This window comes from Niallia sp. FSL M8-0099 (genome assembly GCF_038006945.1).
GTDB lineage: Bacteria > Bacillota > Bacilli > Bacillales > Cytobacillaceae > Niallia > Niallia circulans.
This window is the reverse complement of record NZ_JBBOWF010000002.1, coordinates 484,852-510,692: the sequence shown is the minus strand read 5'-3', so window position 1 is coordinate 510,692 and position 25,841 is coordinate 484,852. Positions and strand designations below refer to the sequence as shown.

General features: G+C 34.9%; 20 protein-coding genes and 1 other annotated feature. Of the genes, 14 read left to right on the top strand and 6 right to left on the bottom strand.

Annotated elements, in window-relative coordinates; all coding sequences use genetic code 11:
* The first annotated feature begins 148 nt into the window (after window positions 1–148).
* From NSQ92_RS17410 to NSQ92_RS17395, 4 genes are all read left to right on the top strand, one after another.
* Entirely contained in the window at window positions 149–1,339 is a 1,191-nt protein-coding gene (locus tag NSQ92_RS17410; protein WP_095258591.1) for a pyridoxal-phosphate-dependent aminotransferase family protein, read from the top strand.
* Window positions 1,340–1,555: 216 nt separating this feature from the next.
* Window positions 1,556–1,773: a binding site (T-box leader), on the top strand.
* A gap of 84 nt (window positions 1,774–1,857) precedes the next feature.
* Window positions 1,858–3,291: a proline--tRNA ligase gene (gene proS, locus NSQ92_RS17405; RefSeq protein WP_047944899.1), complete on the top strand. Its 1,434-nt coding sequence runs from the start codon at window positions 1,858–1,860 to the stop codon at window positions 3,289–3,291.
* 329 nt (window positions 3,292–3,620) lie between these two features.
* Window positions 3,621–4,082 (top strand): hypothetical protein, encoded by a 462-nt coding sequence (locus NSQ92_RS17400; protein WP_095258567.1) that lies wholly within the window; start codon window positions 3,621–3,623, stop codon window positions 4,080–4,082.
* A gap of 59 nt (window positions 4,083–4,141) precedes the next feature.
* On the top strand, window positions 4,142–4,906 hold the full coding sequence (locus NSQ92_RS17395; RefSeq protein ID WP_047944901.1) for a TraX family protein: 765 nt from the start codon (window positions 4,142–4,144) through the stop codon (window positions 4,904–4,906).
* A 219-nt stretch (window positions 4,907–5,125) separates the two neighbouring features.
* Here the strand turns inward: NSQ92_RS17395 and NSQ92_RS17390 are convergent, their stop codons facing one another.
* The 5 genes from NSQ92_RS17390 to NSQ92_RS17370 all read right to left on the bottom strand — a co-directional run bounded on the left by NSQ92_RS17390 (window position 5,126) and on the right by NSQ92_RS17370 (window position 10,682).
* Window positions 5,126–6,004, bottom strand: coding sequence for a cation diffusion facilitator family transporter (locus NSQ92_RS17390; protein ID WP_047943751.1), 879 nt, complete (start codon window positions 6,002–6,004; stop codon window positions 5,126–5,128).
* A gap of 196 nt (window positions 6,005–6,200) precedes the next feature.
* Complete coding sequence (locus NSQ92_RS17385) at window positions 6,201–7,052, bottom strand: DUF3298 and DUF4163 domain-containing protein (RefSeq protein WP_047943752.1); 852 nt, start codon at window positions 7,050–7,052, stop codon at window positions 6,201–6,203.
* Between the two features lie 12 nt (window positions 7,053–7,064).
* On the bottom strand, window positions 7,065–7,550 hold the full coding sequence (locus tag NSQ92_RS17380; RefSeq protein WP_047943753.1) for an RNA polymerase sigma factor: 486 nt from the start codon (window positions 7,548–7,550) through the stop codon (window positions 7,065–7,067).
* A 180-nt stretch (window positions 7,551–7,730) separates the two neighbouring features.
* Window positions 7,731–9,932 (bottom strand): MMPL family transporter, encoded by a 2,202-nt coding sequence (locus NSQ92_RS17375; RefSeq protein WP_144546302.1) that lies wholly within the window; start codon window positions 9,930–9,932, stop codon window positions 7,731–7,733.
* Between the two features lie 120 nt (window positions 9,933–10,052).
* Window positions 10,053–10,682 carry a TetR/AcrR family transcriptional regulator gene (locus tag NSQ92_RS17370; RefSeq protein WP_047943755.1) on the bottom strand — a complete coding sequence of 210 codons (630 nt, stop codon included), beginning with the start codon at window positions 10,680–10,682 and terminating at the stop codon, window positions 10,053–10,055.
* Between the two features lie 369 nt (window positions 10,683–11,051).
* On the opposite strand from NSQ92_RS17370, the gene adhE reads away from it, so the two are divergent.
* The gene (gene adhE, locus NSQ92_RS17365) at window positions 11,052–13,664 is read left to right on the top strand and encodes a bifunctional acetaldehyde-CoA/alcohol dehydrogenase (RefSeq protein WP_047943756.1); all 2,613 of its coding nucleotides are present in this window, start codon (window positions 11,052–11,054) and stop codon (window positions 13,662–13,664) included.
* Window positions 13,665–13,723: 59 nt separating this feature from the next.
* On the opposite strand, the gene NSQ92_RS17360 is transcribed toward adhE, so the two are convergent.
* A complete protein-coding gene (locus NSQ92_RS17360) occupies window positions 13,724–14,749 on the bottom strand; it encodes an HD-GYP domain-containing protein (RefSeq protein ID WP_053215761.1) in 1,026 nt (341 codons plus the stop codon).
* Window positions 14,750–14,997: 248 nt separating this feature from the next.
* Between NSQ92_RS17360 and NSQ92_RS17355 the strand changes: the two genes are divergently transcribed.
* The 9 genes from NSQ92_RS17355 to lgt all read left to right on the top strand — a co-directional run bounded on the left by NSQ92_RS17355 (window position 14,998) and on the right by lgt (window position 25,839).
* Window positions 14,998–15,285 (top strand): hypothetical protein, encoded by a 288-nt coding sequence (locus NSQ92_RS17355; RefSeq protein ID WP_235844534.1) that lies wholly within the window; start codon window positions 14,998–15,000, stop codon window positions 15,283–15,285.
* Between the two features lie 215 nt (window positions 15,286–15,500).
* Window positions 15,501–16,367 carry an STAS domain-containing protein gene (locus NSQ92_RS17350; protein WP_053215762.1) on the top strand — a complete coding sequence of 289 codons (867 nt, stop codon included), beginning with the start codon at window positions 15,501–15,503 and terminating at the stop codon, window positions 16,365–16,367.
* A gap of 12 nt (window positions 16,368–16,379) precedes the next feature.
* Complete coding sequence (locus NSQ92_RS17345) at window positions 16,380–16,613, top strand: CsbA family protein (protein ID WP_047943757.1); 234 nt, start codon at window positions 16,380–16,382, stop codon at window positions 16,611–16,613.
* A gap of 416 nt (window positions 16,614–17,029) precedes the next feature.
* Window positions 17,030–19,009 (top strand): excinuclease ABC subunit UvrB, encoded by a 1,980-nt coding sequence (gene uvrB, locus NSQ92_RS17340; RefSeq protein ID WP_095258576.1) that lies wholly within the window; start codon window positions 17,030–17,032, stop codon window positions 19,007–19,009.
* Between the two features lie 7 nt (window positions 19,010–19,016).
* A complete protein-coding gene (gene uvrA / locus NSQ92_RS17335; protein WP_047943759.1) occupies window positions 19,017–21,893 on the top strand; it encodes an excinuclease ABC subunit UvrA in 2,877 nt (958 codons plus the stop codon).
* A 356-nt stretch (window positions 21,894–22,249) separates the two neighbouring features.
* On the top strand, window positions 22,250–23,374 hold the full coding sequence (locus NSQ92_RS17330) for a DUF4097 family beta strand repeat-containing protein (protein WP_095322102.1): 1,125 nt from the start codon (window positions 22,250–22,252) through the stop codon (window positions 23,372–23,374).
* 124 nt (window positions 23,375–23,498) lie between these two features.
* Window positions 23,499–23,852 (top strand): phage holin family protein, encoded by a 354-nt coding sequence (locus NSQ92_RS17325; RefSeq protein ID WP_047943761.1) that lies wholly within the window; start codon window positions 23,499–23,501, stop codon window positions 23,850–23,852.
* Between the two features lie 197 nt (window positions 23,853–24,049).
* Window positions 24,050–24,979 (top strand): HPr(Ser) kinase/phosphatase, encoded by a 930-nt coding sequence (gene hprK / locus NSQ92_RS17320; protein WP_047943762.1) that lies wholly within the window; start codon window positions 24,050–24,052, stop codon window positions 24,977–24,979.
* Between the two features lie 47 nt (window positions 24,980–25,026).
* Entirely contained in the window at window positions 25,027–25,839 is an 813-nt protein-coding gene (lgt, locus tag NSQ92_RS17315) for a prolipoprotein diacylglyceryl transferase (RefSeq protein WP_047943763.1), read from the top strand.
* Window positions 25,840–25,841 lie beyond the last annotated feature (2 nt).

Below are 25,841 nucleotides of genomic sequence, written 5' to 3'. Positions count from 1 at the left end.
AGAGTGGTTTTCATCAATTAAATAACAGTATGAAAAACGAAGAATTAATCACTTATTCCCCAAGTAGAGGGATTTACCAATAATATAGATAAGGAAAGGAAGTAGCATAGTGACTTTTTTAGAACTAAACACACCCTTAAGAACGATTATGACACCAGGACCAGTGGAGGTTGATCCGAGAGTGTTAAGGGCACTAAGCACACCTATTTTGGGACAATTTGATCCTGCATTTACTTCCATCATGAATGATGTTATGAGAATGATTCAACAAGTTTTCCAAACTAAAAATCAATGGGCTTATCCAGTTGATGGAACATCAAGGTCTGGGCTGGAAGCTGTATTGGCCAGTGTCATCGAGCCAGGAGATAAAGTGTTAATTCCAATTTACGGAAGATTTGGACATTTGTTAACGGAAATTTCTGAAAGATATGGGGCAGAGATTCATTTGCTCCAGTGTGAATGGGGCGAGGTTTTTGATCCAGAAGTAATTATTGCAGAAATGAAAAAGGTGAGACCGAAAGTAGTTGCTCTTGTTCATGGAGAAACATCAACAGGGTGTATGCAGCCATTAGAAGAGGTCGGCAAAGCATGTCGAGAACAAGATATTCTCTTTATCGTTGATGCTGTTGCAACAATTGGAGGAGTAGATGTTCAAACAGATAATTGGTATATAGATGCAGTAATTGGGGGCAATCAAAAATGTTTATCTGTTCCATCTGGAAATGCCCCTATTACGTATAATGATCGAGTGGAAAAAGTGTTAATTGCACGGAAGAAAGTAGAAAGAGGAATAGCTACTGATATTGAACTAGCAGAGATAAATGCTCATGCCCCAATTCGCTCGAATTATTTAGATTTGGCACAATTGCAGGATTATTGGAGCCCGCGAAGGCTGAATCATCATACAGAAGCAACTACCATGTTATATGCTCTTTATGAAGGATTAAGAATTGTTTTAGAAGAGGGATTAGAAAATAGATTTGCTCGTCATCAGTATCATGAACAAGCGCTAATAGAAGGAATAAAAGGAATGGGTCTTGAATTGTTCGGTGATAAAAGGTGGAAGCTGCCAACGGTAACATGCATCAACGTTCCAGAAGGGATTGATGCAGAATCTGTTCGTAGCATGATGCTTGAGCAATTTGGAGTAGAAATAGCCAGCTCTTTCGGTCCATTACACGGAAAAATATGGAGAATTGGAACAATGGGCTATAGCTGTCGCAAAGAGAATGTCTTATTTGTGCTTGCGAGTTTAGAGGCATGCCTCATTAGACATGGGGTAAAACTCCCTGCAGGCCAAGCACTGCAAGCAGCGCTAAATTTTTATTCAAGAGGATAATATTTAAGGGGCCAGAGAAACACTCTCTTTGCCCAAAGGCAAGAACTCAAAGAAGAAGAAGGTACAGATAATCACTTTCTATGCCTAAAAGCACACAGAGAAGCCACTTACTCCTTCGCCATTTTTCAAAAATACCCTATCGGTTAAAAAAGAATAAAAAAATCTATATTGACAATAATGTTTCTATCCGATATGATTTTTCACAAAGAAATGAATAATGAAACTATAAAAAGGATTAGTATGCAGCAATGTCTATAAAAAGAGAGGGTCTAAATGCTGAAAGGACCTATAGGCTTACCTGTTGAACCTGCCTTTTTCGTTCTGTATCGAATAGACTTTGTTTAAGAAGATTCAGCGGTTCAATACCGTTAACATGGAAGAGTGTAAAGCTTTGCTTTGAATTAGGGTGGTACCGCCATTAATTGGTCCCTAATGAATAGCAAAGCTTTTTTTTATGGTCTTTTACTAAGAAAAGACCACTTGAAATAAAACACAGATAAAATAGGAGGCCCTTTAAAATGGCGAAGGATTTTGTAAAAAGCATTACTAGCATGGAAGATGATTTTGCCCAGTGGTATACAGATGTAGTGACAAAAGCGGAACTAATCGATTATTCAAGTGTAAGAGGTTCTATGATTATTCGACCATATGGAACAGCGATTTGGGAGAATATTAAAGAAGCTTTAGATAAACGTATTAAAGAAACAGGGCATGAGAATGTTTATATGCCATTATTTATTCCAGAAAGCCTTTTACAAAGAGAAAAAGATCATATTGAGGGATTCGCTCCAGAAGTAGCATGGGTTACACATGGAGGAGACGAGAAATTAGCAGAAAGACTTTGTGTGCGCCCAACATCAGAAGTGCTTTTTGCAGAGCATTATAAAAATATTATTCATTCCTATCGCGATCTTCCTAAGCTATATAATCAGTGGGCCAATGTTGTGCGCTGGGAAAAGACGACACGTCCATTCTTACGTACTTTAGAATTTTTATGGCAAGAAGGGCATACATGTCATGAAACGGAAGAGGATGCAGATAGAGAAACAATTCAAATGCTTCAGGTCTATGCCGAAATATGCGAAAAGTACTTGGCGCTTCCAGTGATCAAAGGGCGTAAAACGGAAAAAGAAAAGTTTGCAGGCGCGAAATACACCTATACAATTGAAAGCCTGATGCATGACGGCAAAGCATTACAATCAGGTACTTCGCATAATCTCGGCGATGGCTTTGCGAAATCCTTTGGAATTCAGTTCTCGGACAGAGATGGCAACTTGCAGCATGTTCAGCAGACATCATGGGGCTTTACGACAAGAATCATTGGTGCCATGATTATGGTTCATGGGGATGACCGCGGCTTAGTAGTACCGCCAATGATTGCACCAACACAAGTAATGATTGTACCAATTGCCCAGCATAAGGAAGGGGTATTGGATTTTGCCTACGATTTGCAGAAGAAACTAAGTAATTCGATCCGCGTTGGTATCGATGCAAGTGATAAAAAGCCAGGCTGGAAATTTAATGAGTATGAAATGAAAGGAATTCCTCTCCGTCTAGAAGTGGGACCAAAAGATATCGAGAAAAATCAAGTGGTTCTTGTGAGAAGAGATACTGGAGAGAAACAATTTGTCTCTATGGATGGATTAGAAGAAACAATTACGCAATTATTAACAGATATCCAAGACAACTTGTTAAAGAAAGCCACAGATCATAGAGAAGAAAACACTCATACTGCTGTAAATTTTGATGAATTTAAACAGTTGACGGCAAAAGAAAAGCCAGGATTTATTAAAGCAATGTGGTGTGAAGATCAAGCGTGTGAAGATAAAATAAAGGAAGAAACAAGTGCAACATCTAGATGTATGCCTTTTGAGCAAGAAACCATCGCTGACACTTGTGTATGCTGTGGCAAAAAAGCTAATAAATTAGTATATTGGGCAAAAGCATATTAATATTTTTGCCTAAATCAATTCTATAGACGATCAAGAAATTTAGAACTTTTTTGGAGTGGACTTTGATATATTATCTATGTTTTTAACAAAAGAAACAGACGAAGAAGGAAAGAGTTATATTTTATAGGGAAGTCAGAAAGTTATCTGATTTCCTTATCAATAAAAGAAGCATTTTATTCTTAGATAATTGTAGAATAATGTGTATTCACTTTTAAAAAATACTGAATATTTGTAAAAACACGTTGACATTTGGAAGTATGATAGATTTGTTGGAATAACATCAATAGTAGGAAAAAAATGAAAAAACAAAATTAGGATTTGTAGCAATATTGGTTCTATCTATTCTATCTGTAAGTTCAGTAGCCTTTGCAGATGAAAACACAGTTATTGAGAAAATCGAAGGAAATGAAAGTATTGTTAATGAGAATTTTGGTGTAACAGAAATTCCTAACGATGGAGAGGTAGGTATATTCGGAGTAGGAAAGCCAACAACTTCTCATAATGTTTCAAAGAGTGGGGCGATGTATTTCGCAGGGAATGCAGTAACATCGAAACTATATTCTAATAAATTTTTTACAGGAAAAGCATCATATAGAATTAATGTAAAAAACAATCATGCTACAAAAGATTTAAAGATTAAACTATATGATGATTCTAAATGGACAGCAATAAAAACTTGGACTTTGAAACCAGGCTATTCGTTAAGTGCTTTCCCAACAGGTTTGAAAGCTTCTGGATTATACTATCTAACTTTCTCAGCGCCTAGTAATTTCAGTGGCAGTGTACAATGACAAATATAAAGAAGCACCTAGTTTTATAGGTGCTTCTCTTCATTATTAAGGAGACGATAATGACTACTACTATAATAAAAATAATAGCTTTAATTTTTATGCTAATAGATCATATAGGGGAATTTATTCCTGGTACTCCAGTATATTTAAGATGGGTAGGGAGAATAGCAGCACCGATTTTTATTTATTTTGTGATAATAGGTATGACTCACACATCTAATAAACATCGATATCTCTTCCGTTTGTATATTGCTAGTGTTATCATGGATTGCATTAATGTGTTTATTAATCAAAATTATAATACGGGAGTAGGAATTACTAATAATTTTTTTGCGACATTATTTGCAATTGCATTATTAATTTATGTAATCGATAAGCGAAGTTGGAGATATTTCAGTATCTACTTAATATGGCAGATGATAAGTACGGTGCTTTCTACCCTCTTTAAAGAAATATTTATATTAAATGCAGCTCTGACATATCCTTTTTATGGAGCTATATTTGGAAATGTACTGCATGTAGAAGGGGGAATCTTGTTCGTTTTATTAGGTATTGTTTTTTATTTATTTAGAAATAAAAAACAACTAGTAATAAGCTATTCGATTTATTGCCTTTTTATCTTTTTAGTATATGAAAAATGGGGAGGTAGTTTAAATTGGTTTTCCCGACTTTTACTTCCGTTTGCAGACTTCCAATGGATGATGATTTTAGCTTTGCCATTGCTCTATTTTTATAATGGGGAAAAAGGAGTTGGCTTAAAATATTTTTTCTATTTCTTTTATCCAATACATATTATTATTTTATATTTTATTGGAACGAGTTAAAGAGTAATGATGTAAGCCAACTCAATGAGTTGGCTATTTTCTTACTCTATACAACATAATAGTGTGTGTGCTCATATATACTCATGATACTCAAAAAAGCAAAAGGCAGCATTAGCCTATAGTGAGGAAAATTCCGCCTTTTTGTATTTGGGGATTACTTAAAAAAGTCGATCTCCAGATTTCTCCGTTATACTTCTAAATACTATCTCATTTGTTTTTTTATTGTTTTTCTTCGTCTGGCTCAATATGGACATGGACCTCTAATACATTAAATTCATTTATTAAAGCATTCTCTACAGCAGAAGAGATATCATGGGCATCGGTAATATCTAGTTTCTGATTAACAGTAATAACAACATCCACAACTGGGCTGTTCCCATAGTTTCTCGCTTTAATTTCTTTTACAGCTTTAACGCCATCTGTATGCAAAATGGTCTTTTTATATTTATCAATCAATAAAACATCAAAACCATCTGTCAGATAATGAGTGGTTTCTCGGAAAATTCCCCAAGCTGTTTTACAAATTAAGAGGCCAACGATACAAGCCGCTAGTGGATCTAAAAATTCCAAGTTTAATTGTGCTCCAAAAATGCCGACAGCAGTACCAAAACTAACTATCGAATCAGAAAAATTATCTTTCGCTGCTGCTTTTACAGCTTGGCTATTTATTTTTTTTCCTAATCGTAAATTGATCCGATAGACAAAGAACATAACAGCACCACAGGCGATAGCTGTATATGCTGCCACTAAATCAGGTGCTTGTCTAGAATGAGTAAAGAAGGAAGAGATTGCTTGGTATAATACTTGTAATCCAACACTCATCATAATAAAGGAAGCAATTAACGAAGCAACAGTTTCCGCTTTCCAATGACCATAAGGATGGTCTTTATCAGCTGGTTTTTGAGATAGTCGCAAGCCAATTAAAACGGCAACAGAAGCAATAATATCGGTGAAATTATTCCATCCATCTGCTTTTAAAGCTTGCGAATCTGTGCTATTTCCAATAATTAATTTCACTGATGCTAAAATAATATATGTAATAATGCTTAATATCGCGGCTCGTTCTCCGAGCTTTAAGTCTGCATATTTTTTATCCATTGCAAATGCCTCCTTAACTACCTCACTAATCATATCAAGTCACTATAGGGTGGGTCTAGAGCAACGTTTTTATACCTATCAACAAAAGTATGAGGAAGAGAAAACAGTTTGCCAGAGGAAAACTTTTCAATTATAAAAGAAGAAAAGTCAGAGGGAAGGAATAAATCCTATCCTCTGACTTATCATTGATAACCAATTATCTTATATATAAATCACTTACTAAATAATCCTTTATTACCTCGGATGGAACGAGAAATTCAACTGTTCCCATATATCCAGGTGCTACTTCGTATTCATTAAAGCAAATGACCAATTTATGCTGTTTGTTTATATAGAAATTTTGGTGTGGATCGATTTTATCAAATCCTTCTGGATCGGTATCATTTTTTATGAAATAGCTTCCGGTGTCTGCTTTCATTTGCTTGTTCATTTCATGTAAAATGTACGAACTAATAGCATCAATGTAAGAATCATCTTTAAATAAACTTGGTAATGTAATTAACAGTTCGTTTTGTTTATCGATTGTATCATAGTGAATAGATTCTGCAGCAGATGCTTTTGTTTCGACCGTATATCGACCCAGCGATAATAACAAATCATCATCTGTTTTAACGATATAGCCACTTTCGAGCGAGTAGTTTCCATTCTCATTTGCTGTTTCTTGTTGAAATTTAGAATAAAGCTCTTTTGATTCTTGAACGTATTGTTGGTTTAATGTCTGTGAAAGAGTTTTATTCTTTAAGCCAGTTACTTCAGGTGTTTTGATATCAAGCTGATTGTTCTCTTTCGTTTCTTTCCACTCTGTTATTGTAACGACCTTAATGACTTTGTTTAAAAAAGGGATATCTGATAAGGTGCTTGCTGCTGCCGGACTTATATTAACCGTTGTAATGAATAAAAGGATGGAAGCAGCTAAGAAGATAGCGTTTTTTGAAACACTTCTCAAAGTACGATATCGTTTAATCGATTTATGTGTCTGTTTCTCCAATTCATTTGGTATGGGTATATTTAAATAATCCTTTTTCATCTTTTCTAATTTTCTATCCATTATATTCCTCCACTATTTCATTTCTATACGAAGTATTTTTAGTGCCTTATAAAGCTTTGTTTTTACTGTATTTATATTTTCATCTAATACAGAAGCGATTTCTTCGAGCTTTAAATCTTCAAAAAAACGAAGAATCACAATGGTTTTATAAGATGGTGGAAGTTGATTCATTGCTTGTTCTAAATCTAAATTTTTGTAAGTATCGACAGAACTTGAAGCAAGCACTTCTAAACTGTCATCGTCTGCCACATACCACCGTTTCTTTTTTCGCAAAAAATCAAGAGACGTTGTAGCGACAATACGATAAAACCAACTTTTCATCATAGCAGTATCTTTTAATTGATGTTGTTTTCTTAACGCTTTATGAATAGAGTCTTGTACAATATCCAAGGCATCTTCTTGATTCCGTACATAAGAGTATGCAAATCGGTAGAAGCTTTCCTTATGATCCATAATAAATGTAATTAACTCCGTTTCTTTTTTATTTTTGTTTAACATAGAAGAGCTCCTTTATGGAAGAAATACGTAATAACTTAAGTTTTACAAGGAATAGACGTATGGAAAGGGGATTTTGTTTTAAGAAAATCAAATAAATTAAAAAAAGAAGGACTAAATGGAAGGGAGAGAAGAAAATCCTCCAAGCTTTCTGGTGAGACAGGACTTGGAGGAATAAATAATCTATTCTTTTTCTTTTACATGTAGTTTCTTGCTTGGCCAAAAGGCAGCATTTCCTAATAGGGAAGTTATTCCAGGCACTAAAAATGGTCTTACAATAAAGGTATCCAGCACAATTCCGATTGCAGTTATGGTTCCAAAATGGACAAGTACTTGCATTGGTAAAGTCGTAAGTACCATAAAGGTAGCAGCTAAAATGACTCCAGCAGAAGTAATAACACCGCCAGATTCTGCTACACCTTCTTTCACCGCTTGTAAGAGGGGCTTTTCTTTGCGTTTCTTCCATATGCTTGAAATCATGAAGATATTATAATCTTCTCCTAATGCCACAATGAATACAAAAGAGTATAGCGGAATTAATCCTTGAATTGCCTCCACTCCGAATCCGTAATGAAGGATAATCCAGCCCAATCCTAATGCGCTAAAATAGGAAAGCAGAACGGTTGCAATCAAATAGATGGTTGCTGTTATAGAGCGTAAATAAATAAGTAAAAGGATGGCAATCATGGTTAAAATAACAGGAATGACCATTTGCGCATCATCATTTGTTAATTCTCTTGTATCGTATTGCTCTGCAGTAATTCCAGCAATCCAAACATTATCGTTCGCATTTTTGATACCATTCTCCTGAAGCACTTCTTCCAATGTTTCCCGAATTGCTGGTAGTTTATCCATCGCTTCATTTGAATAAGGATTAGTTTGAAGCTCCACTGAATATTTGATTAAATCAGGATTCTTTTTCCCTGCTTCACCCTCTGAAACCTTTGCGATAAAATCTAATTGCTTCAATGACTCCTCGACTTTTACAGCTTCTCCTTCGGTGTTAATAATAACCGATAAGGGAGCAAGTTCCCCTGCATTAAAATGATCTTCAATTAAAGTAAAGCCTTCTCTTGAGGGCATATCATCCGGAAATGAGGATAATAAGTCATACGTATACTCTGTTTTAAGAGAAAAAAGAGCAAAAATTCCAAGTAATATTGTCGTGAGAATCGTCACTTTCCATGGATGTTTTGTTACTACTGTACCAATCGCGTTTCCAAGTGATTTTCTTTTTTTCGCTGTTTTTTTCATGCCCTTTTTTGCTAATAATTCTTCTGTTCTAGGAACGAATGGATAAAAAGATAGTCTCCCGATAATAGCTAAAATGGCAGGGACAATACTTAAACTAGCAATCATCATTATGAGTATAGATAAGCTAAATGGAATGGCAAATCGGTGAACTGCCCCATATTGAGCTAATAATAATGCAATGAGGGAGAAAAATACTGTTAAACCACTCATCGCCACGGCTCCGCCAGAACGTTTTAAGGCTTTTTGCATCGCAATTTCCTTTACTGATTCTTGGGTTAGTAACGTACGATATCTACTGATAATGAATAAACAATAGTCTGTACCGGCTCCAAAAAGCAATACGGTCATAATAGCAATGCTTTGAGAATCAAATTCAATCCACCCTAACTCACCTAAGAAGCCAAGTAAAGGACTGATAACTCCATAAGCGATTCCAACTCCGATTAGCGGGATTAACGCTAATACTGGAGAACGATAAATGACAAGCAAACAAATTAAAACTATCATAACTGTGCCAATGAGTAATGATAAGTCACCTTGGCTAAACAGCTCTGTCGCATCAATAGAGATACCTACTGGACCGGTTGTTCTTGCATGTAATTTTGTTTCATCTTTTATAGAGGTGTTAAAAGGATTTTCTCCCCATAAGTTACTAGCAGCTTTTTCTAATTCCTGAACACCTGTCTTGAGTTCACTTGTTGCTAAATTATTTTCAAATAAAAGCGGGAGAACGAATGTTGTTCCATCTTCAGAAATTTGTCGCTTTACTGCCTCTATCGGTAGTTGATGATAGGGAATAATCATTTCTTGATGGATTAGCGGCTTCTCTGTTAGTTGTTTGGTAAGCTCTTGGATTTGTTGTAAATCTTGATTAGATAATCCTGTTGATCGATACCAAGCAATTAATGCCGGCGTTCCTTGTTCATTGGGAAATTCTTCTTTCATTTTTTCCTCTGCCTGCTGTGATAAAGCAGTAGTGGGAATATTTCTAGCTAAATCATTTTTCTGTGAGCTAGCCTGAGGTAAAAACATGCTTACTATTCCGACAAGGAGAAGCCAGGCAATTAAAGTAATCCACTTTCCCTTTTTACTGGTTACTGCAGTAAAATATCGCTGAATATAATGTTTCATTTTTCCACTCCTTAAAGACGTAACTTATCAATCGATAAGTAAGATGTAAAAAAACTTATCGATTGATAAGTTGAGTATATAATTAATACAGAAAGAAATGAAGTGTTTTTTACAAAATCATTACCTATCTACTAGGCCGAACAAAAATAAATGAACAATTAACTTTGCCTTTCGCTGGATTTCTTTTTTTTGTTGATTAGAAGATAGTTCTTTCATATAAGAAGGCTGCATTGCTGTTTGAATATATTGAAGAAACATCAAGGCAATTTCTTTGCTATTAGTGTCTATTTTATTGTAGGAAATATTTGCATTGTTTTTTTCCTCTTGATCAAATACATGTATAATGGGATTCAAAAATCCTTCCTGCCAGCGAATTCTTAAATGTGTTTGGACATCAGACGGCATTTCATGCTGTAAGTCATGAAACATTTGCATTAAATCCTCTTGATAATTTTCTAAAAAGTAAATAGCAATTTGATAGAGACATTCTTCAAGATTCTCAAATTCTTTCGTAATGTTTAAGAGAGCATGTTCTGTTTGCTTTATAGATGTATTAATTACTTCTTTATAAATATCTTGTTTATTTTTAAAATGATGATATAAAGCTGGCTGTGTAATTCCACAATGTTCTGCAATCATCCTTGTACTAACCTTCCGATATCCTAATTCCATAAATAACTGATAGGAAACATGGATAATGAAATGATAGGTATCATGATTGGTATTTGACTTAACTATTTTTTTATTCACATTGTAAACCCTTTCATTGTTGAATTTATCACATTTAATATTATAGAAAAAATAAAGGGATATTTCAAATTTGAATAAAATGTGAACAAGTTTGTGAAAACATGAACAATTTTATTTAAATAGGCTTGAAGGTTTTTGCGAGTCGTTATATGATAAGCATGTAAAGAAAAACTAACGAGAATTTGCAAAAAAGCAACAAGAACTGTAAGTTGGTAGGAAAATTAAACTACTATATTAGTAGTTTTTCTTTAAAGAAGAATTTGTGAAAATAATCACAAATAGACTGCTTTTGAAAAGTGGTTTTTTCTTTAAAGTTATATGTGATAACATTCACATAATTATCATTCTCTATAATTGGAGGGATCTACAATGTCAGTTGTTGAAAAAGAAGTAAAAGGGAAAAACGAACAAGTTGATGTGCAAGCAGTTATTGATGAAATGGCAGCGAAAGGAAAAAAAGCACTAAAGGAGTTTATGTCCTTAAATCAAGAGCAAGTAGATGAAATTGTAAAAGCAATGGCTCTTGCTGGCTTAGATAAGCATATGTATTTAGCTAAACTAGCAGTAGAAGAAACCGGAAGAGGTATTTATGAAGATAAAATAACAAAGAATATATTCTCTACTGAATATATATACCACAATATTAAATATGATCGTACAGTTGGGGTAATAAATGAAGACCAACAAACAGGAATTGTCGAAATCGCTGATCCAGTTGGAGTGATTGCAGGAGTAACACCTGTTACAAATCCTACATCTACTACAATGTTTAAAGCTATTATTGCTATTAAAACACGCAATCCAATTATTTTTGCTTTCCATCCTTCTGCACAAAAATGCAGCAGTGAAGCGGCTCGAATCTTAAGGGATGCAGCTGTAAAAGCAGGAGCACCAGAGAACTGTATTCAATGGGTTGAAAAGCCTTCGATTGAAACAACAAAAGCACTAATGAACCATAACGATATTGCGCTGATTCTTGCAACTGGTGGACCAGGTATGGTTAAATCTGCATACAGCTGTGGCAAACCAGCACTGGGAGTTGGAGCTGGTAATGTACCTTGTTATATTGAAAAAACAGCAAAAGTTAAAAGAGCAGTCACTGATTTAATTCTTTCTAAAACATTCGATAATGGAATGATTTGTGCCTCTGAACAAGCAGTAATCATTGATAAAGAAATCTATGAAGAAGTGAAAAATCTATTAGTTCGTAATAGCTGTTACTTCTTAAATAAAGAGGAATTAGCTAAAGTAGAAAAACTAGTAATTAATGAAAACACATGTGCTGTAAATCCTGATATCGTTGGTAAATCTGCTCATTATATCGCAGGATTGGCAGGAGTAAAAGTTCCGGAAGATACTAAAATACTTCTTGCAGAATTAGAGGGTGTGGGACCGAATTACCCGCTATCAAGAGAAAAATTAAGTCCAGTCCTTGCATGCTATAAAGTAGAATCAACAGAAGAAGGAATCAAACGTGCAGAAGAAATGCTAGAATTTGGCGGTTTAGGACACTCAGCAGTTATTCACTCTGAAGATCCAAAAGTAATCGAAAGCTTTGCGCTAAGAATGAAAGCATGCCGCATTATTAACAACGCACCATCTTCTCAGGGTGCGATCGGTGATATCTACAATGCCTTCATGCCATCTTTAACACTTGGTTGTGGATCTTATGGTAAAAACTCTGTATCTACTAACGTAACAGACATTCATTTATTGAATGTAAAAAAACTAGCAAAAAGGAATGTAAATATGCAATGGTTTAAAGTTCCATCAAAAATCTATTTTGAGAAAAACTCTGTACAGTATTTACAAAAAATGAAGGACATTTCTAGGGTGTTTATCGTAACTGATCCATATATGGTCAAATTTGGATATGTAGATAAATTACTTTATAACTTAAGAAAACGTTCAAATCTAGTGCAAGTAGAAGTATTTTCCGATGTAGAGCCAGATCCATCTATTGAAACAGTTGTTAGAGGAACAGAAATGATGGCTAAATTCCAGCCAGATTGTATTATCGCTCTTGGTGGGGGATCTCCAATGGATGCAGCAAAAGGAATGTGGTTATTCTACGAACATCCAGATGAAGAGTTCTTCGGCTTAAAGCAAAAGTTCTTAGATATTCGTAAAAGAGTATATAAATATCCAGCGTTGGGAGGAAAAGCTAAATTTGTGGCAATTCCAACTACTTCTGGTACTGGTTCTGAAGTAACATCCTTTGCGGTTATTACAGATAAAGAGCAAAATATTAAATATCCTTTAGCAGATTATGAGCTAACACCAGATGTAGCAATCATTGATCCACAATTTGTGATGACAGTTCCACCATCCGTTACAGCAGATACAGGTATGGACGTACTAACACATGCTGTGGAGGCATATGTATCAAATATGGCAAATGACTATACAGATGCATTAGCAGTTAAAGCTGTTCAATTGATCTTTGAATATTTACCAAGAGCATATCGCAATGGAAATGATGAAGAAGCACGTGAAAAAGTGCATAATGCTTCTACGATTGCTGGTATGGCGTTTGCAAATGCGTTCTTAGGAATTAACCATAGCTTGGCACATAAATTAGGAGCCGAATTCCATATCGCACATGGTCGTTCCAATGCAATTTTATTGCCACATGTTATCAGATATAATGCAGAGAAACCAAAAAAATTCATGTCATTCCCTAAATATGAATACTTTAAAGCAGATGAACGTTATGCAGAGCTTGCCAGAATTCTTGGATTGCCAGCAAATACAGTTGAACAAGGTGTAGACAACTTTGTGAAGGCAGTAATTAGACTAGGGAAAGAACTGAATATTCCTATGAGTATTGCTGCCCAAGGCGTAGATGCAAAAGAATTTGAAGCAAAAGTGGATTATTTAGCGGACCGGGCTTTTGAGGATCAATGTACAACAGCTAACCCTAAATTACCATTAGTTACAGAGTTGGCAGATATTTATCGTAAAGCCTATAAAGGGGTTTGAAAAATCCCTGAATAATAAAAAAAATGGTCAAATCTTTGTGATTTGACCATTTTTTTTATTCAATTTGCTAATCCAGTAATCTTCAAAGAGGAAGTCCTGCGTAAATCAATATAGGAATCCTTTAGCCGAATCAATGGTAAATGAGGTTCATTTTGATGAATAAAGATAATTTCTGCCGTTTCATTATTAGATAGTATGACTTTTTTAAAGAGCTGCTTTCTCATAATGAAATTGGTAAATGGAATAACAATAGCAGGATTTAAAGCATTTCCATAGGATTCATTTATTAATTCATCGATAGCTTCAATGTAGGTTTTCTTGTCTTTATACGTATTAGAAGTACACATGCTATTAAATATGTCTGCAACGGAAACGATTTGGATCAAGAAGGGAATATCCTTTTCTGTACGCTGAGAGGGATAGCCTTTGCCATTTATTTTTTCATGATGTAACAGAGCAGTTCGCGATATTAATATATCCAATTGCGGAACTTGAAATAAGATGCCTTTTCCATAGATCGTGTGTTTTTGCATTTCTTTATATTCTGTTTGTGTTAAACGAGCAGATACTTTTAAAATGGATGGATCCAATTTTAACATGCCGATATCATGAAATAATCCCATTTGACTAAGCAGATGGCATTGCTTTTTAGGTAATCCTAAAATTTTCCCAATAATGGCAGAAAGGATTCCAACATTAATACTATGCTGGTAAATATAATCATCTGGTGAGACTTCTTTATGAAGCATTTCTAAAATCGCTAATTCTTGAAGAGAAGAATTAATAGTGTTTTTAAAATCATGCAGAAGTTTCTCCACCGTGCTGTTATCTTGTTTGATGATGCGATGGAAAGTTTCTTTTACCTCATCTAGCAAATTAGTAAATTCCTTATTATCGGAGGAGGCAGAGGTTTCATCTGTAGGTTCAATTACATCAAATGGATTAACCTGATGCTTTGTAAGTAAGTCAATATGCTTCTTCGTTAAGATGGAGTTCTTTTTTAGTAGAAATAAGCCTTCAATAGAGTTTGAATAAACATCCCTTTTTATACGATACCCAACAATATTCATAGTTCCTTTTCCCATATTATTTGTCTCCTTTACGTAATGGCTATATATTGCTGCTTCGCATCCCCTTATTAGTAAATATTACCTTAGCTCTATCGTAGATAAAACAGACTTTCTGACTAGTTATCACACTTCTTATTGCCTATTTTAGTAGAATTTACTAGGGATTAAGGCCTTCTGAATATTTTTCCTATTATAATAGCTATATATTTAACAAAAATAGAATAGAAGAAGATGCATAGATACATATAGAGAGGAGCATAAGGATGAAGAAGAATCGATTGAATAAAAATACATTTTCTTTACATAAGCAAAAGAAATATCAACATCATATTAATTTCATTCATAATGAATTGAGGAAGTATCGTACGATTGATATACCAAATCGTACGATAGTCATTAAGAATCAGGATTTGGAAGATTGGATTGTGGAAGAGTTAAGTCATGAAGAAGTAGATGATATTATTGTATTGCTAGAGCATGCTAAGAAAAGAGCATCTTCTGTGAAACCAATCTTTCAAGTGATTGCAACAAGCTTGTTAAAAAATACATAAGGATTCTACTTCTAGAAAAAAGACTTCTTGCTTGTTTCACTATGAGGAGAACTATATAATAGTATATATTTATCGATAAACACTAGAACGATTTTTAAGAAAACAAGTAGAATATCAACAATAGACAGTTGTGGATGCTACTGTTATTGTATTGTGAGAAATAGCCATATAGAAACCTAATGAAGCCTTGTTTCTTGAATTAGGAGGAGAATTAGTTGGAACCTTGTATGCAAAGTTTATATACTTATTTAAATGACCATCTTGTTGATATGCGTAAAGAGTGGCTAAGCAAGATAGAAAATAGTATTTCATCCTTTTATTCAGTCCATAAATCAGCAGAGAATATGGAAGAACTAATTACCGCACATCAAACTCTTTTAGAAAATGTAATAAAGGTTTTTATTGAGGAAGAAGAAGTGTATTCAGCAAATATTTCTGAATGGGCTATTAAAGTTGCAGAAAAGCGGGCGAAAGACTTAGTTCCGATTTTAGAATCTATTGAACAGCTTAACACGGTTAAAGGGATTCTTTTATCATATGTAGAGAAGTTTTCTGCGGAGACTACTGCTCATTTAACAATTCCTACACTCTTTGAATGGATACGATTAATTCATTATGCATTTGATTTATTTGTAAATATTTTTATTGATTCTTATGATAAATATAAATTTCAGCAATTGATGGCACAGCAAGAAACTATATATGAATTAAGCAGCCCAGTTATCCCGATTACGGAGGGAATTGGTGTTCTTCCATTAATCGGAGATATTGATACAAAGAGAGCGCAATTAATTATGGAGAATACACTAAAGGAATGTAACGAGAAACGATTTAATCACTTATTTATTGATTTATCGGGTGTGCCCCTAATTGATACAATGGTTGCGCATCAAATTTTCCAAGTGATTCATGCTTTGCGATTAATTGGTGTCAAAGGTTATCTTTCAGGATTAAGACCAGAGGTGGCACAAACAGCTATTCAACTAGGTGTAGATTTTAGCCAGATACCAATATTTAATAATTTAGCAAGTGCGCTAGGAAAATTTGGATTAACGGTCAATGAAGTGAAATTTGTTAAATAGAGGTGTATATAGATGGGGAAATATCTAGCTGCACTATTTTTCCCGTGCCTATTGGTAATCCTTTTTTCAAAAGCAACCTATTATCCAATTATTGGTTTAGTCTTAACCGTAGCTTTAATAGCTGCTTCGGTTTATAGAGGATATACTGATACATTTTTATTAATTGTTGTTGATGCTTTTTCTATGACTATTGGTTATATGATCAGTAGAAATTGGAAAGAGAGATTAGCAAGTAAGGATACTTAATAGAAGAAATATAAAAAAGAATAGAGAAGAAGAATGACTAAACGATTTTCCGTCGATAAAGAGGATAGGTATTCGTGTAGTCATTTTTTTATAGGGAAATGTTTTTTGTCTTAATTCTAAATTATATTCAAAAATAAATCGAATGTTTGTTCTCTTTTTTGTGGTTTGAAATGGAAGGTTTGTGGTAGAATGATGTTATATTGATTACATAGGTAGGAATTATAAAAAAGAAATGGTAAAAATCGCCTTTTCCATTTTTGTTGTTTTCCTTAATATGACGCTTTTTGTGAAGAATTTAAATCCTTAAAACAACAGAGTTACGAAAATAACTTCTAAATATAATGGAGTATTAACATAAAGCAGCAAAGGAATGGATGAATAAGCAGGCGTGCTTATATAGATCGGAGGATGGTTTAGTGAGTCATGATTTTGAATTAGTTTCAAAGTATACTCCTCAAGGAGATCAGCCAGAAGCAATCAAAAAATTAGTCTCAGGTATACAAGCAGGAGAGAAGATTCAAACCTTGCTGGGGGCAACTGGGACGGGTAAAACGTTCACCATAAGCAATGTGATTAAAGAAGTTAAAAAGCCAACTTTAATTATTGCTCACAATAAAACCTTAGCAGGTCAATTATATAGTGAGTTTAAAGAATTTTTTCCTAATAATGCAGTAGAATATTTTGTTAGCTACTATGATTATTACCAACCAGAGGCTTATGTCCCGCAAACGGATACGTTTATTGAAAAGGATGCAAGCATCAATGATGAAATTGATAAGCTCCGTCACTCAGCAACATCTTCTTTATTTGAAAGAGATGACGTAATAATTATTGCCAGTGTATCTTGTATATATGGATTAGGTTCTCCAGAAGAATATCGAGAAATGGTTGTATCATTAAGAACCGGTATGGAATTGGAAAGAAATCAATTGCTTCGTAAATTAGTGGATATTCAATACGATCGAAATGATATTGATTTTAAACGGGGAACTTTTCGTGTCCGTGGTGATGTAGTCGAAATTTTCCCAGCGTCCCGAGATGAACATTGTATTAGAGTCGAATTTTTTGGAGATGAAATTGATCGGATTCGGGAAGTGGATGCATTAACTGGTGAAATATTAGGAGAACGAAATCATATTGCTATTTTTCCGGCGTCTCACTTCGTAACAAGAGAAGAGAAAATGAAAATAGCAATTGAAAACATTGAAAAAGAATTAGAAGAACGATTAGAGCAATTAAGAGCAGATAATAAATTATTAGAGGCTCAGCGTCTAGAACAACGCTCCCGCTATGATTTAGAAATGATGCGAGAAATGGGATTCTGTTCAGGAATAGAAAATTACTCAAGACATTTAACATTAAGACCTCCTGGATCTACTCCTTATACATTGCTGGATTATTTTCCAAAAGATTTCTTACTTGTGATTGACGAGTCTCATGTTACATTGCCGCAAATTAGAGGAATGTATAATGGTGACCAAGCGCGGAAAAACGTATTAGTAGAGCATGGTTTTCGCCTGCCGTCAGCACTTGATAACCGCCCGTTAACGTTTGGAGAATTTGAGAAGCATATTAATCAAATGATTTGTGTTTCTGCAACACCAGGACCATATGAAATCGAACATACTCCTGTTATGATTGAACAAATAATCCGTCCAACTGGATTGCTTGATCCAACCATTGATGTTCGTCCAATTGAAGGACAGATTGATGATTTAATAGCGGAAATCCATGAGAGAATTAAACGAAATGAACGGGTATTGGTAACAACACTAACGAAAAAAATGTCAGAGGATTTAACAGATTATCTGAAAGAAATAGGGATAAAAGTACAGTATCTACATTCCGAAGTAAAAACATTAGAACGGATTGAAATTATTCGAGAGTTACGTCTTGGGAAATACGATGTATTGGTAGGAATTAACCTATTGCGAGAAGGTTTGGATATTCCTGAAGTCTCACTCGTTACGATTTTGGATGCAGATAAAGAAGGATTCCTTCGTTCAGAGCGGTCCCTTATTCAAACAATCGGACGTGCAGCGAGAAATTCTAATGGTCAAGTCATCATGTACGCTGATAAGATAACCCATTCAATGGAAGTCGCCATCAGTGAAACGAAAAGACGTAGAGAAATTCAAGAAAAATATAATGAAGAACATGGAATTACCCCGCAAACTATTCAAAAAGGAATTAGAGACACAATCCGTGCTACGCAAGCAGCAGAGGAGCCTGAAGAGTATGGAACAACTACAAAACTTGATAAATTAACGAAAAAAGAAAAAGAAGCAATGATTGCACAAATGGAGAATGAAATGAAAGAAGCAGCAAAAGCATTAAACTTCGAAAGAGCTGCAGAACTTCGCGATTTATTGCTTGAATTAAAGGCTGAGGGGTGAGAGAACAATGGCAAAAGATAAACTTATTGTAAAAGGTGCACGTGCAAATAATTTAAAAAATATTGATATAACAATACCGAGAGATCAATTAGTAGTGATAACTGGTTTATCTGGTTCAGGAAAGTCTTCTCTTGCTTTTGATACGATTTATGCAGAAGGACAAAGAAGATATGTAGAATCTTTATCCGCCTATGCGCGGCAGTTTTTAGGACAAATGGATAAGCCTGATGTTGATTCAATAGAAGGCTTATCTCCCGCTATTTCCATTGATCAGAAAACGACAAGTCGAAATCCCCGCTCCACTGTGGGGACTGTAACCGAAATTTATGATTATTTGAGATTATTATTTGCGAGGGTAGGAAGACCAACTTGTCCAGAGCATGGTATTGAAATTTCTTCTCAGACAATAGAACAGATGGTAGACCGTATTCTCGAATATCCTGAGAGAACTAGACTGCAAGTACTTGCGCCAGTTGTATCAGGGCGCAAGGGTACACATGTGAAAGTACTTGAAGATGTAAAAAAACAAGGGTACGTTCGTTTGCGCATCGATGGAGAAATGTTTGAAATTGGTGATGATATTTCTCTAGAGAAAAATAAGAAACATAATATTGAAGTAGTTATCGATCGACTTGTTGTCAAAGAGGGAATAACTGCTCGTCTGGCAGATTCATTGGAATCAGCCTTACAATTTGGGAATGGAAAAGTCATTATTGATGTGATGGGACAAGAGGAATTACTGTTTAGTGAACATCACGCTTGTCCAATTTGCGGTTTCTCTATTAGTGAATTAGAACCAAGGTTATTTTCTTTTAATAGTCCATTTGGAGCTTGTCCAGATTGTGATGGCCTCGGAAATAAACTAGTTGTAGACGTAGATTTAGTTATTCCTGATTGGAATTTAACTTTAAAGGAAAATGCGATAGCTCCATGGGAATCTATTAGTTCTCAATACTATCCGCAGCTTCTTGAAAGTGTATGTAATCATTATGGGATTGACATGAATATACCTGTAAAGAACATTCCGAAGAATCTAATGGATAAAATCCTTTATGGATCTGGAAAGGAATATATCCATTTCCGTTATGAAAATGACTTTGGCCAAGTGAGAGAAAATGATATCCAATTTGAAGGCGTTATTAAAAACGTGGAAAGAAGATATAAAGAAACTAGTTCTGACTACATCCGTGAGCAAATGCAAAAATACATGGCGGAACAGCCTTGTCGCACATGTAAAGGATATCGCCTAAAGAAAGAGGCTTTGGCTGTTTTAATTAACGGACAGCATATCGGTAAAATAACTGAAAAATCAGTGGTGGAATGCTATGAATTTATGGAGAAGGTTGATTTAACAGATAAAGAAAAACAAATTGCTAACTTAATTCTTCGAGAAATAAAAGAAAGAGTTGGATTTTTGATCAATGTTGGATTAGATTATCTAACACTAAGTAGAGCTGCAGGAACTTTATCTGGTGGAGAAGCACAAAGAATACGTTTAGCAACACAAATTGGTTCAAGGCTTACGGGTGTACTTTATATTTTGGATGAGCCTTCTATTGGGCTTCACCAAAGAGATAATGATAAATTAATCGATACACTAAGACAGATGCGTGACATAGGGAATACATTGATTGTTGTAGAACATGATGAAGACACTATGATGGCTGCTGACTATTTAATAGATGTAGGACCAGGTGCGGGTGTCCATGGTGGCGAAATTATTTCTGTTGGAACACCAAAAGAAGTAATGAATGATCCACAATCGATAACTGGTCAGTACTTATCTGGAAAGAAATTCATTCCACTTCCATTAGAGAGAAAACAAAGTGATGGCAGATTTATTGAAATTACCGGGGCAAAAGAAAATAATTTAAAGAATGTAAATGTAAAAATACCGCTCGGAATGTTTATTGCTGTGACAGGGGTTTCTGGTTCAGGAAAAAGTACTTTAATTAATGAAATTCTTCATAAAGGCTTGGCTCAAAAGCTAAATCGTGCGAAGGCAAAGCCAGGTGCCCATAAGGAAATTAAGGGAATTGAACAATTGGAAAAAGTCATTGATATTGACCAATCTCCAATTGGCCGAACACCAAGATCGAATCCGGCAACCTATACTGGAGTGTTTGATGATATACGTGATGTTTTTGCGACAACCAATGAAGCAAAGGTACGCGGTTATAAAAAAGGACGCTTTAGTTTTAATGTCAAAGGTGGAAGATGCGAAGCCTGCCGTGGAGACGGAATCATAAAAATTGAAATGCATTTCCTTCCAGACGTTTATGTTCCTTGTGAAGTTTGTCATGGCAAACGATACAATAGGGAAACATTAGAAGTGAAATATAAAGGGAAAAATATTTCCGATGTATTGGAAATGACAGTAGAAGATGGCGTATCCTTTTTTGAAAATATACCGAAAATTCATCGTAAATTGCAAACAATTGTGGACGTTGGTTTAGGATATATTAAACTCGGACAACCAGCGACTACTTTATCAGGCGGAGAGGCACAAAGGGTAAAACTAGCATCAGAACTACACCGCCGATCTACGGGTAAGTCCTTTTATATTTTGGATGAGCCGACAACAGGCTTACATGTTGATGATATTTCAAGACTATTGATTGTTCTTCAGCGACTAGTCGAAAATGGAGATACAGTACTAGTTATTGAACATAATCTCGATGTCATTAAGACAGCAGATTATATTATCGACTTAGGACCAGAAGGCGGAGATAAAGGTGGCACAATATTAGGAACAGGGACTCCTGAGGATATTGCCAATCTAAAAGGGTCTTATACAGGGAAATATTTAAAGCCAATCCTAGAGAGAGAACGGCAAAGAATGAAGGATAGTATCATAGAAGCTGAAAAGATCGCTACAACTTAAATCAAGAGACGAGGAAAGTAGAAAAGCTGAATTAATTATTCAATTCGGCTATCTGCTAAGCCTCGTCTCTTTTTTTCTTACTTACGCAGAAGTTCTTCTGAATTAGAAAATCGCTACATAAAATAAAAAGGTCAGAAAGTATTCAGATTGAAACTTTTGCAGGGGTGATTCCGTATTAACATATAGGAGTCCGTACTGTTGATTAGTAATTTCAACCACTGAGCGGCTTTGGAAGTGTTTTTTCCTTTAACAAAATAGTCTTTACATTAGCAAATGAAAATAAGCAGTGTTTTAACGTCTTATTTATGTGAAAAGTACTAAAAAGAATAAAATCGTTATTTTGAGGAGGATTTACAGTGGCAGACGAGAAAAAGCGAATTTTAGAATTAGTGGAAAGTGGAAAATTAACTGTAGATGAAGCGTTAAAGCTAATGGAAAAGGTTGATGAAGTGAATGAGAAGAAGTCTTTAAATGAAGAAGAAAAGATAATTTTAGAAGATTTTCAAAAGGAAACAAAGTTTCATGAAAAGAAGAAAGAAACATCTTCAAATTATGGATTTAATTTTCAAGCAGCGAAAGATAAGCTTTTTGACATAGTTGATACAACCATAAAAAAGGTGAAGGAAGTAGACCTTGATTTAAACTTTGGTCATTTTGAAGAAGTTTCTCACATTTTTCAATACCATAATATTGCCCCAAAAAAGGTGGATATCGATATTCCCAATGGGGAAGTGGAGCTGATTCCATGGGATCAAGAGGAAGTAAGTATTGAGTGTAAAGCTAAGGTCTATCGAGTGAATTCTTTAGAGGAAGCAAAAAAGGTATTTCTCAAGGAAGTAGATGTAATCGTAGATGAGGAGCGCTTAGTATTGAAAACGAACCATAAGTGGATGAAAGTGAAAACACAGGTTTATATTCCACAAATTTCATATGAATCAGCCATTATCCGTTTATTTAATGGACCAATTACTACTTTTGATGTTAAAGCGGAAAAATTGTATGCTAAAACAGCAAATGGTAAAATAACGCTAAAAGCTGGTGAAAATAAAAAAGTGGAGGCAGACGCTGCAAACGGCAGTATTAAAGTTGAAAAAGGAAAGATGGAAAAGCTGGATGCAGAAACAATAAATGGCTCTATTACGGTTGATGGTTATTTTAATAAAGTTGATTTACAAGCCTTCAACGGCAGTATTTCTTGTGTGAATCATTCAGAAGCCTGTGAAATCCTTGAACTTCAAGGAACAACAGGAAGCATTGAAGTAAGTTTACCAGAATCTTTAGCGGTTAGCGGTGAATTAAAAACGAATTTTGGTGGATTCAATGTAGAATTAGAGGGAATACAAATAATAGAAGAAAAAAATGAAGTTCTGCAAAAAACGTTACAATTTAAATCAATCCAATCAAGTGAGCATCATACAAAAATTGAAGCTAATACTAAAACAGGATCGATTAAAGTGAAGAAAATTGATAAAAGCAATTAATTTTAATAGAAGAATTGGATAAGATACATGGACTGCACGTTGGAGAAGACAAGAAATAAAAAGTTGTCTTCTTCTGTATCTTAAATTAATCAGCTTCTTCTGTGTTTAATAAGGAGTAATTGGAATGAGATGGATAATCGGAATACTGATTAATGCTATTTTCTTTGTAGCATTAGCTGGTTTATTTCAGGAACAATTTTATTTATCGGGAATAGGTGCGGCAATTGGGGCAAGTGTGATTTTATCCTTGCTAAATATTATTGTCAAACCAATTTTAATTTTATTGACGTTACCTGTAACAGTGTTATCGCTTGGTCTATTTTTATTTGTCATCAACGCTATTACGCTGTCATTAACAGACAGGCTAATGGGAGATAGTTTTGAAATTTCGAGTTTTGGTATGTGTTTACTTTTTAGCATTCTGCTGTCACTTTGCAATATAATTGTTCAAAACACAGTTCTTCGAGGAAAAGGATAAAAGCTGCCGAGTAAAGGAGTGGAGAAAAGGCCATTGCTTTACTTAGCAGCTTTTCTTATTATTTTGACTGAATTCTAGCATATATTTAGAGTTTAATGCTAAAATAAGGTGAATATGGAATTCTAAAAAAAACTACCTTAAACACCCTATACTGTTTATAAAAACTTAACAGCAATGACCTTTAAAGGAGGAGCTTCATGGCAGCGAAAGTACTAATAAAAGATGTTATCGAAGAGTTTGATTTAGAAATTGTAAGTGGAGAAGAGGGAATTAATCGACCAATTACAGTTAGTGATATATCAAGACCAGGTCTCGAGATGGCCGGCTATTTTAATTATTATCCAGCAGAACGTGTTCAGTTGTTAGGGAAGACAGAACTGACCTTTGCCGAACGGTTAAGTGAGGAAGATAGAGCAAATCGCTTAACTAAATTATGTAGTGATACAACGCCTGGAATTATCATTACACGAAATATGGAGGTGCCTCCTCAATTAATAGAGGCATCAGAAGAATTAGCTGTACCTGTACTACGATCTAAGCATAAAACATCGCTTTTTTCCAGTCGTCTTACAAACTTCTTAGAAAGAAAATTAGCACCAACGACAGCAGTTCACGGGGTACTTGTTGATATTTATGGTGTGGGCGTTTTAATTACTGGTAAAAGTGGTGTTGGTAAAAGTGAAACAGCCCTTGAGCTTGTAAAGCGCGGGCATCGATTAGTTGCTGATGATTGTGTGGAGATACGCCAAGAAGATGAGAATTTAATTGTTGGTAGTTCACCAGAGTTAATTGAACATCTATTGGAAATCCGTGGATTAGGTATCATTAATGTCATGACGCTTTTTGGAGCTGGGGCTGTACGTACCCACAAAAAGATATCTTTAGTTATGTCTCTGGAATTATGGGAGCAGAACAAGCAATATGACCGTTTAGGTTTAGATGAAGAAAAAATGAAAATAATTGATACAGAAGTAACAAAGCTGACAATTCCAGTTCGCCCTGGGCGAAATTTAGCGGTAATTATTGAGGTCGCAGCAATGAATTTCCGTTTAAAAAGAATGGGTGTTAATGCAGCCGAACAATTCACGAATAAATTAAACAATGTTATATCTGACGAACGAAAATAAATAGCTAGAAGTAAATAGTAAAAACATGGGAAATAGGAGGAAATCGAATGGAAGATATACAACCAATTGATCCAATTGCTTTTTCGTTAGGGCCGATTGATGTTAGATGGTACGGACTTATCATTGGCTCTGGATTGATTCTTGCTCTTATTATTGCAATGCGAGAAGGAAATAGAAGAGGACTTGGAAAGGATGACTTCCCTGATTTAATGTTATGGGCAATCCCGATTTCCATTATATGTGCGCGAATTTACTATGTCATTTTTGAATGGAGCTACTATAAAGATCATCTAGGGGATATACCGAAAATTTGGAATGGTGGAATTGCCATTCATGGAGCTTTAATTGGTGCAATCGTAACTACTTATATTTTTACAAAGAAAAAGGATATTTCCTTCTGGAAAATGGCAGACATCGCTGCACCTAGTCTAATTCTGGGACAAGCTATTGGCCGTTGGGGCAACTTTATGAATCAAGAGGCACATGGCGAAGAAGTCACACGTTCCTTTTTAGAAGGCTTACATTTGCCGAATTTTATTATCGATCAAATGTATATTAACGGCACTTACTATCATCCTACTTTTTTATATGAATCATTATGGAATATTGTTGGATTCGTGATTTTACTAGTTTTACGGAAAGTGAACTTACGTAGAGGAGAAATCTTTTTATCTTATGTTATTTGGTATTCGATTGGAAGATTCTTTATCGAAGGAATGAGAACAGACAGCCTTATGATAGGTGACTTACGGATGGCTCAATTAATTTCTTTAGCGTTAATTGTCATTTCTATTATCTGTATCGCTTATAGACGGAAAACGGGTATTGCGAGTGAACGTTATTTAGATACAAATGGTTAATC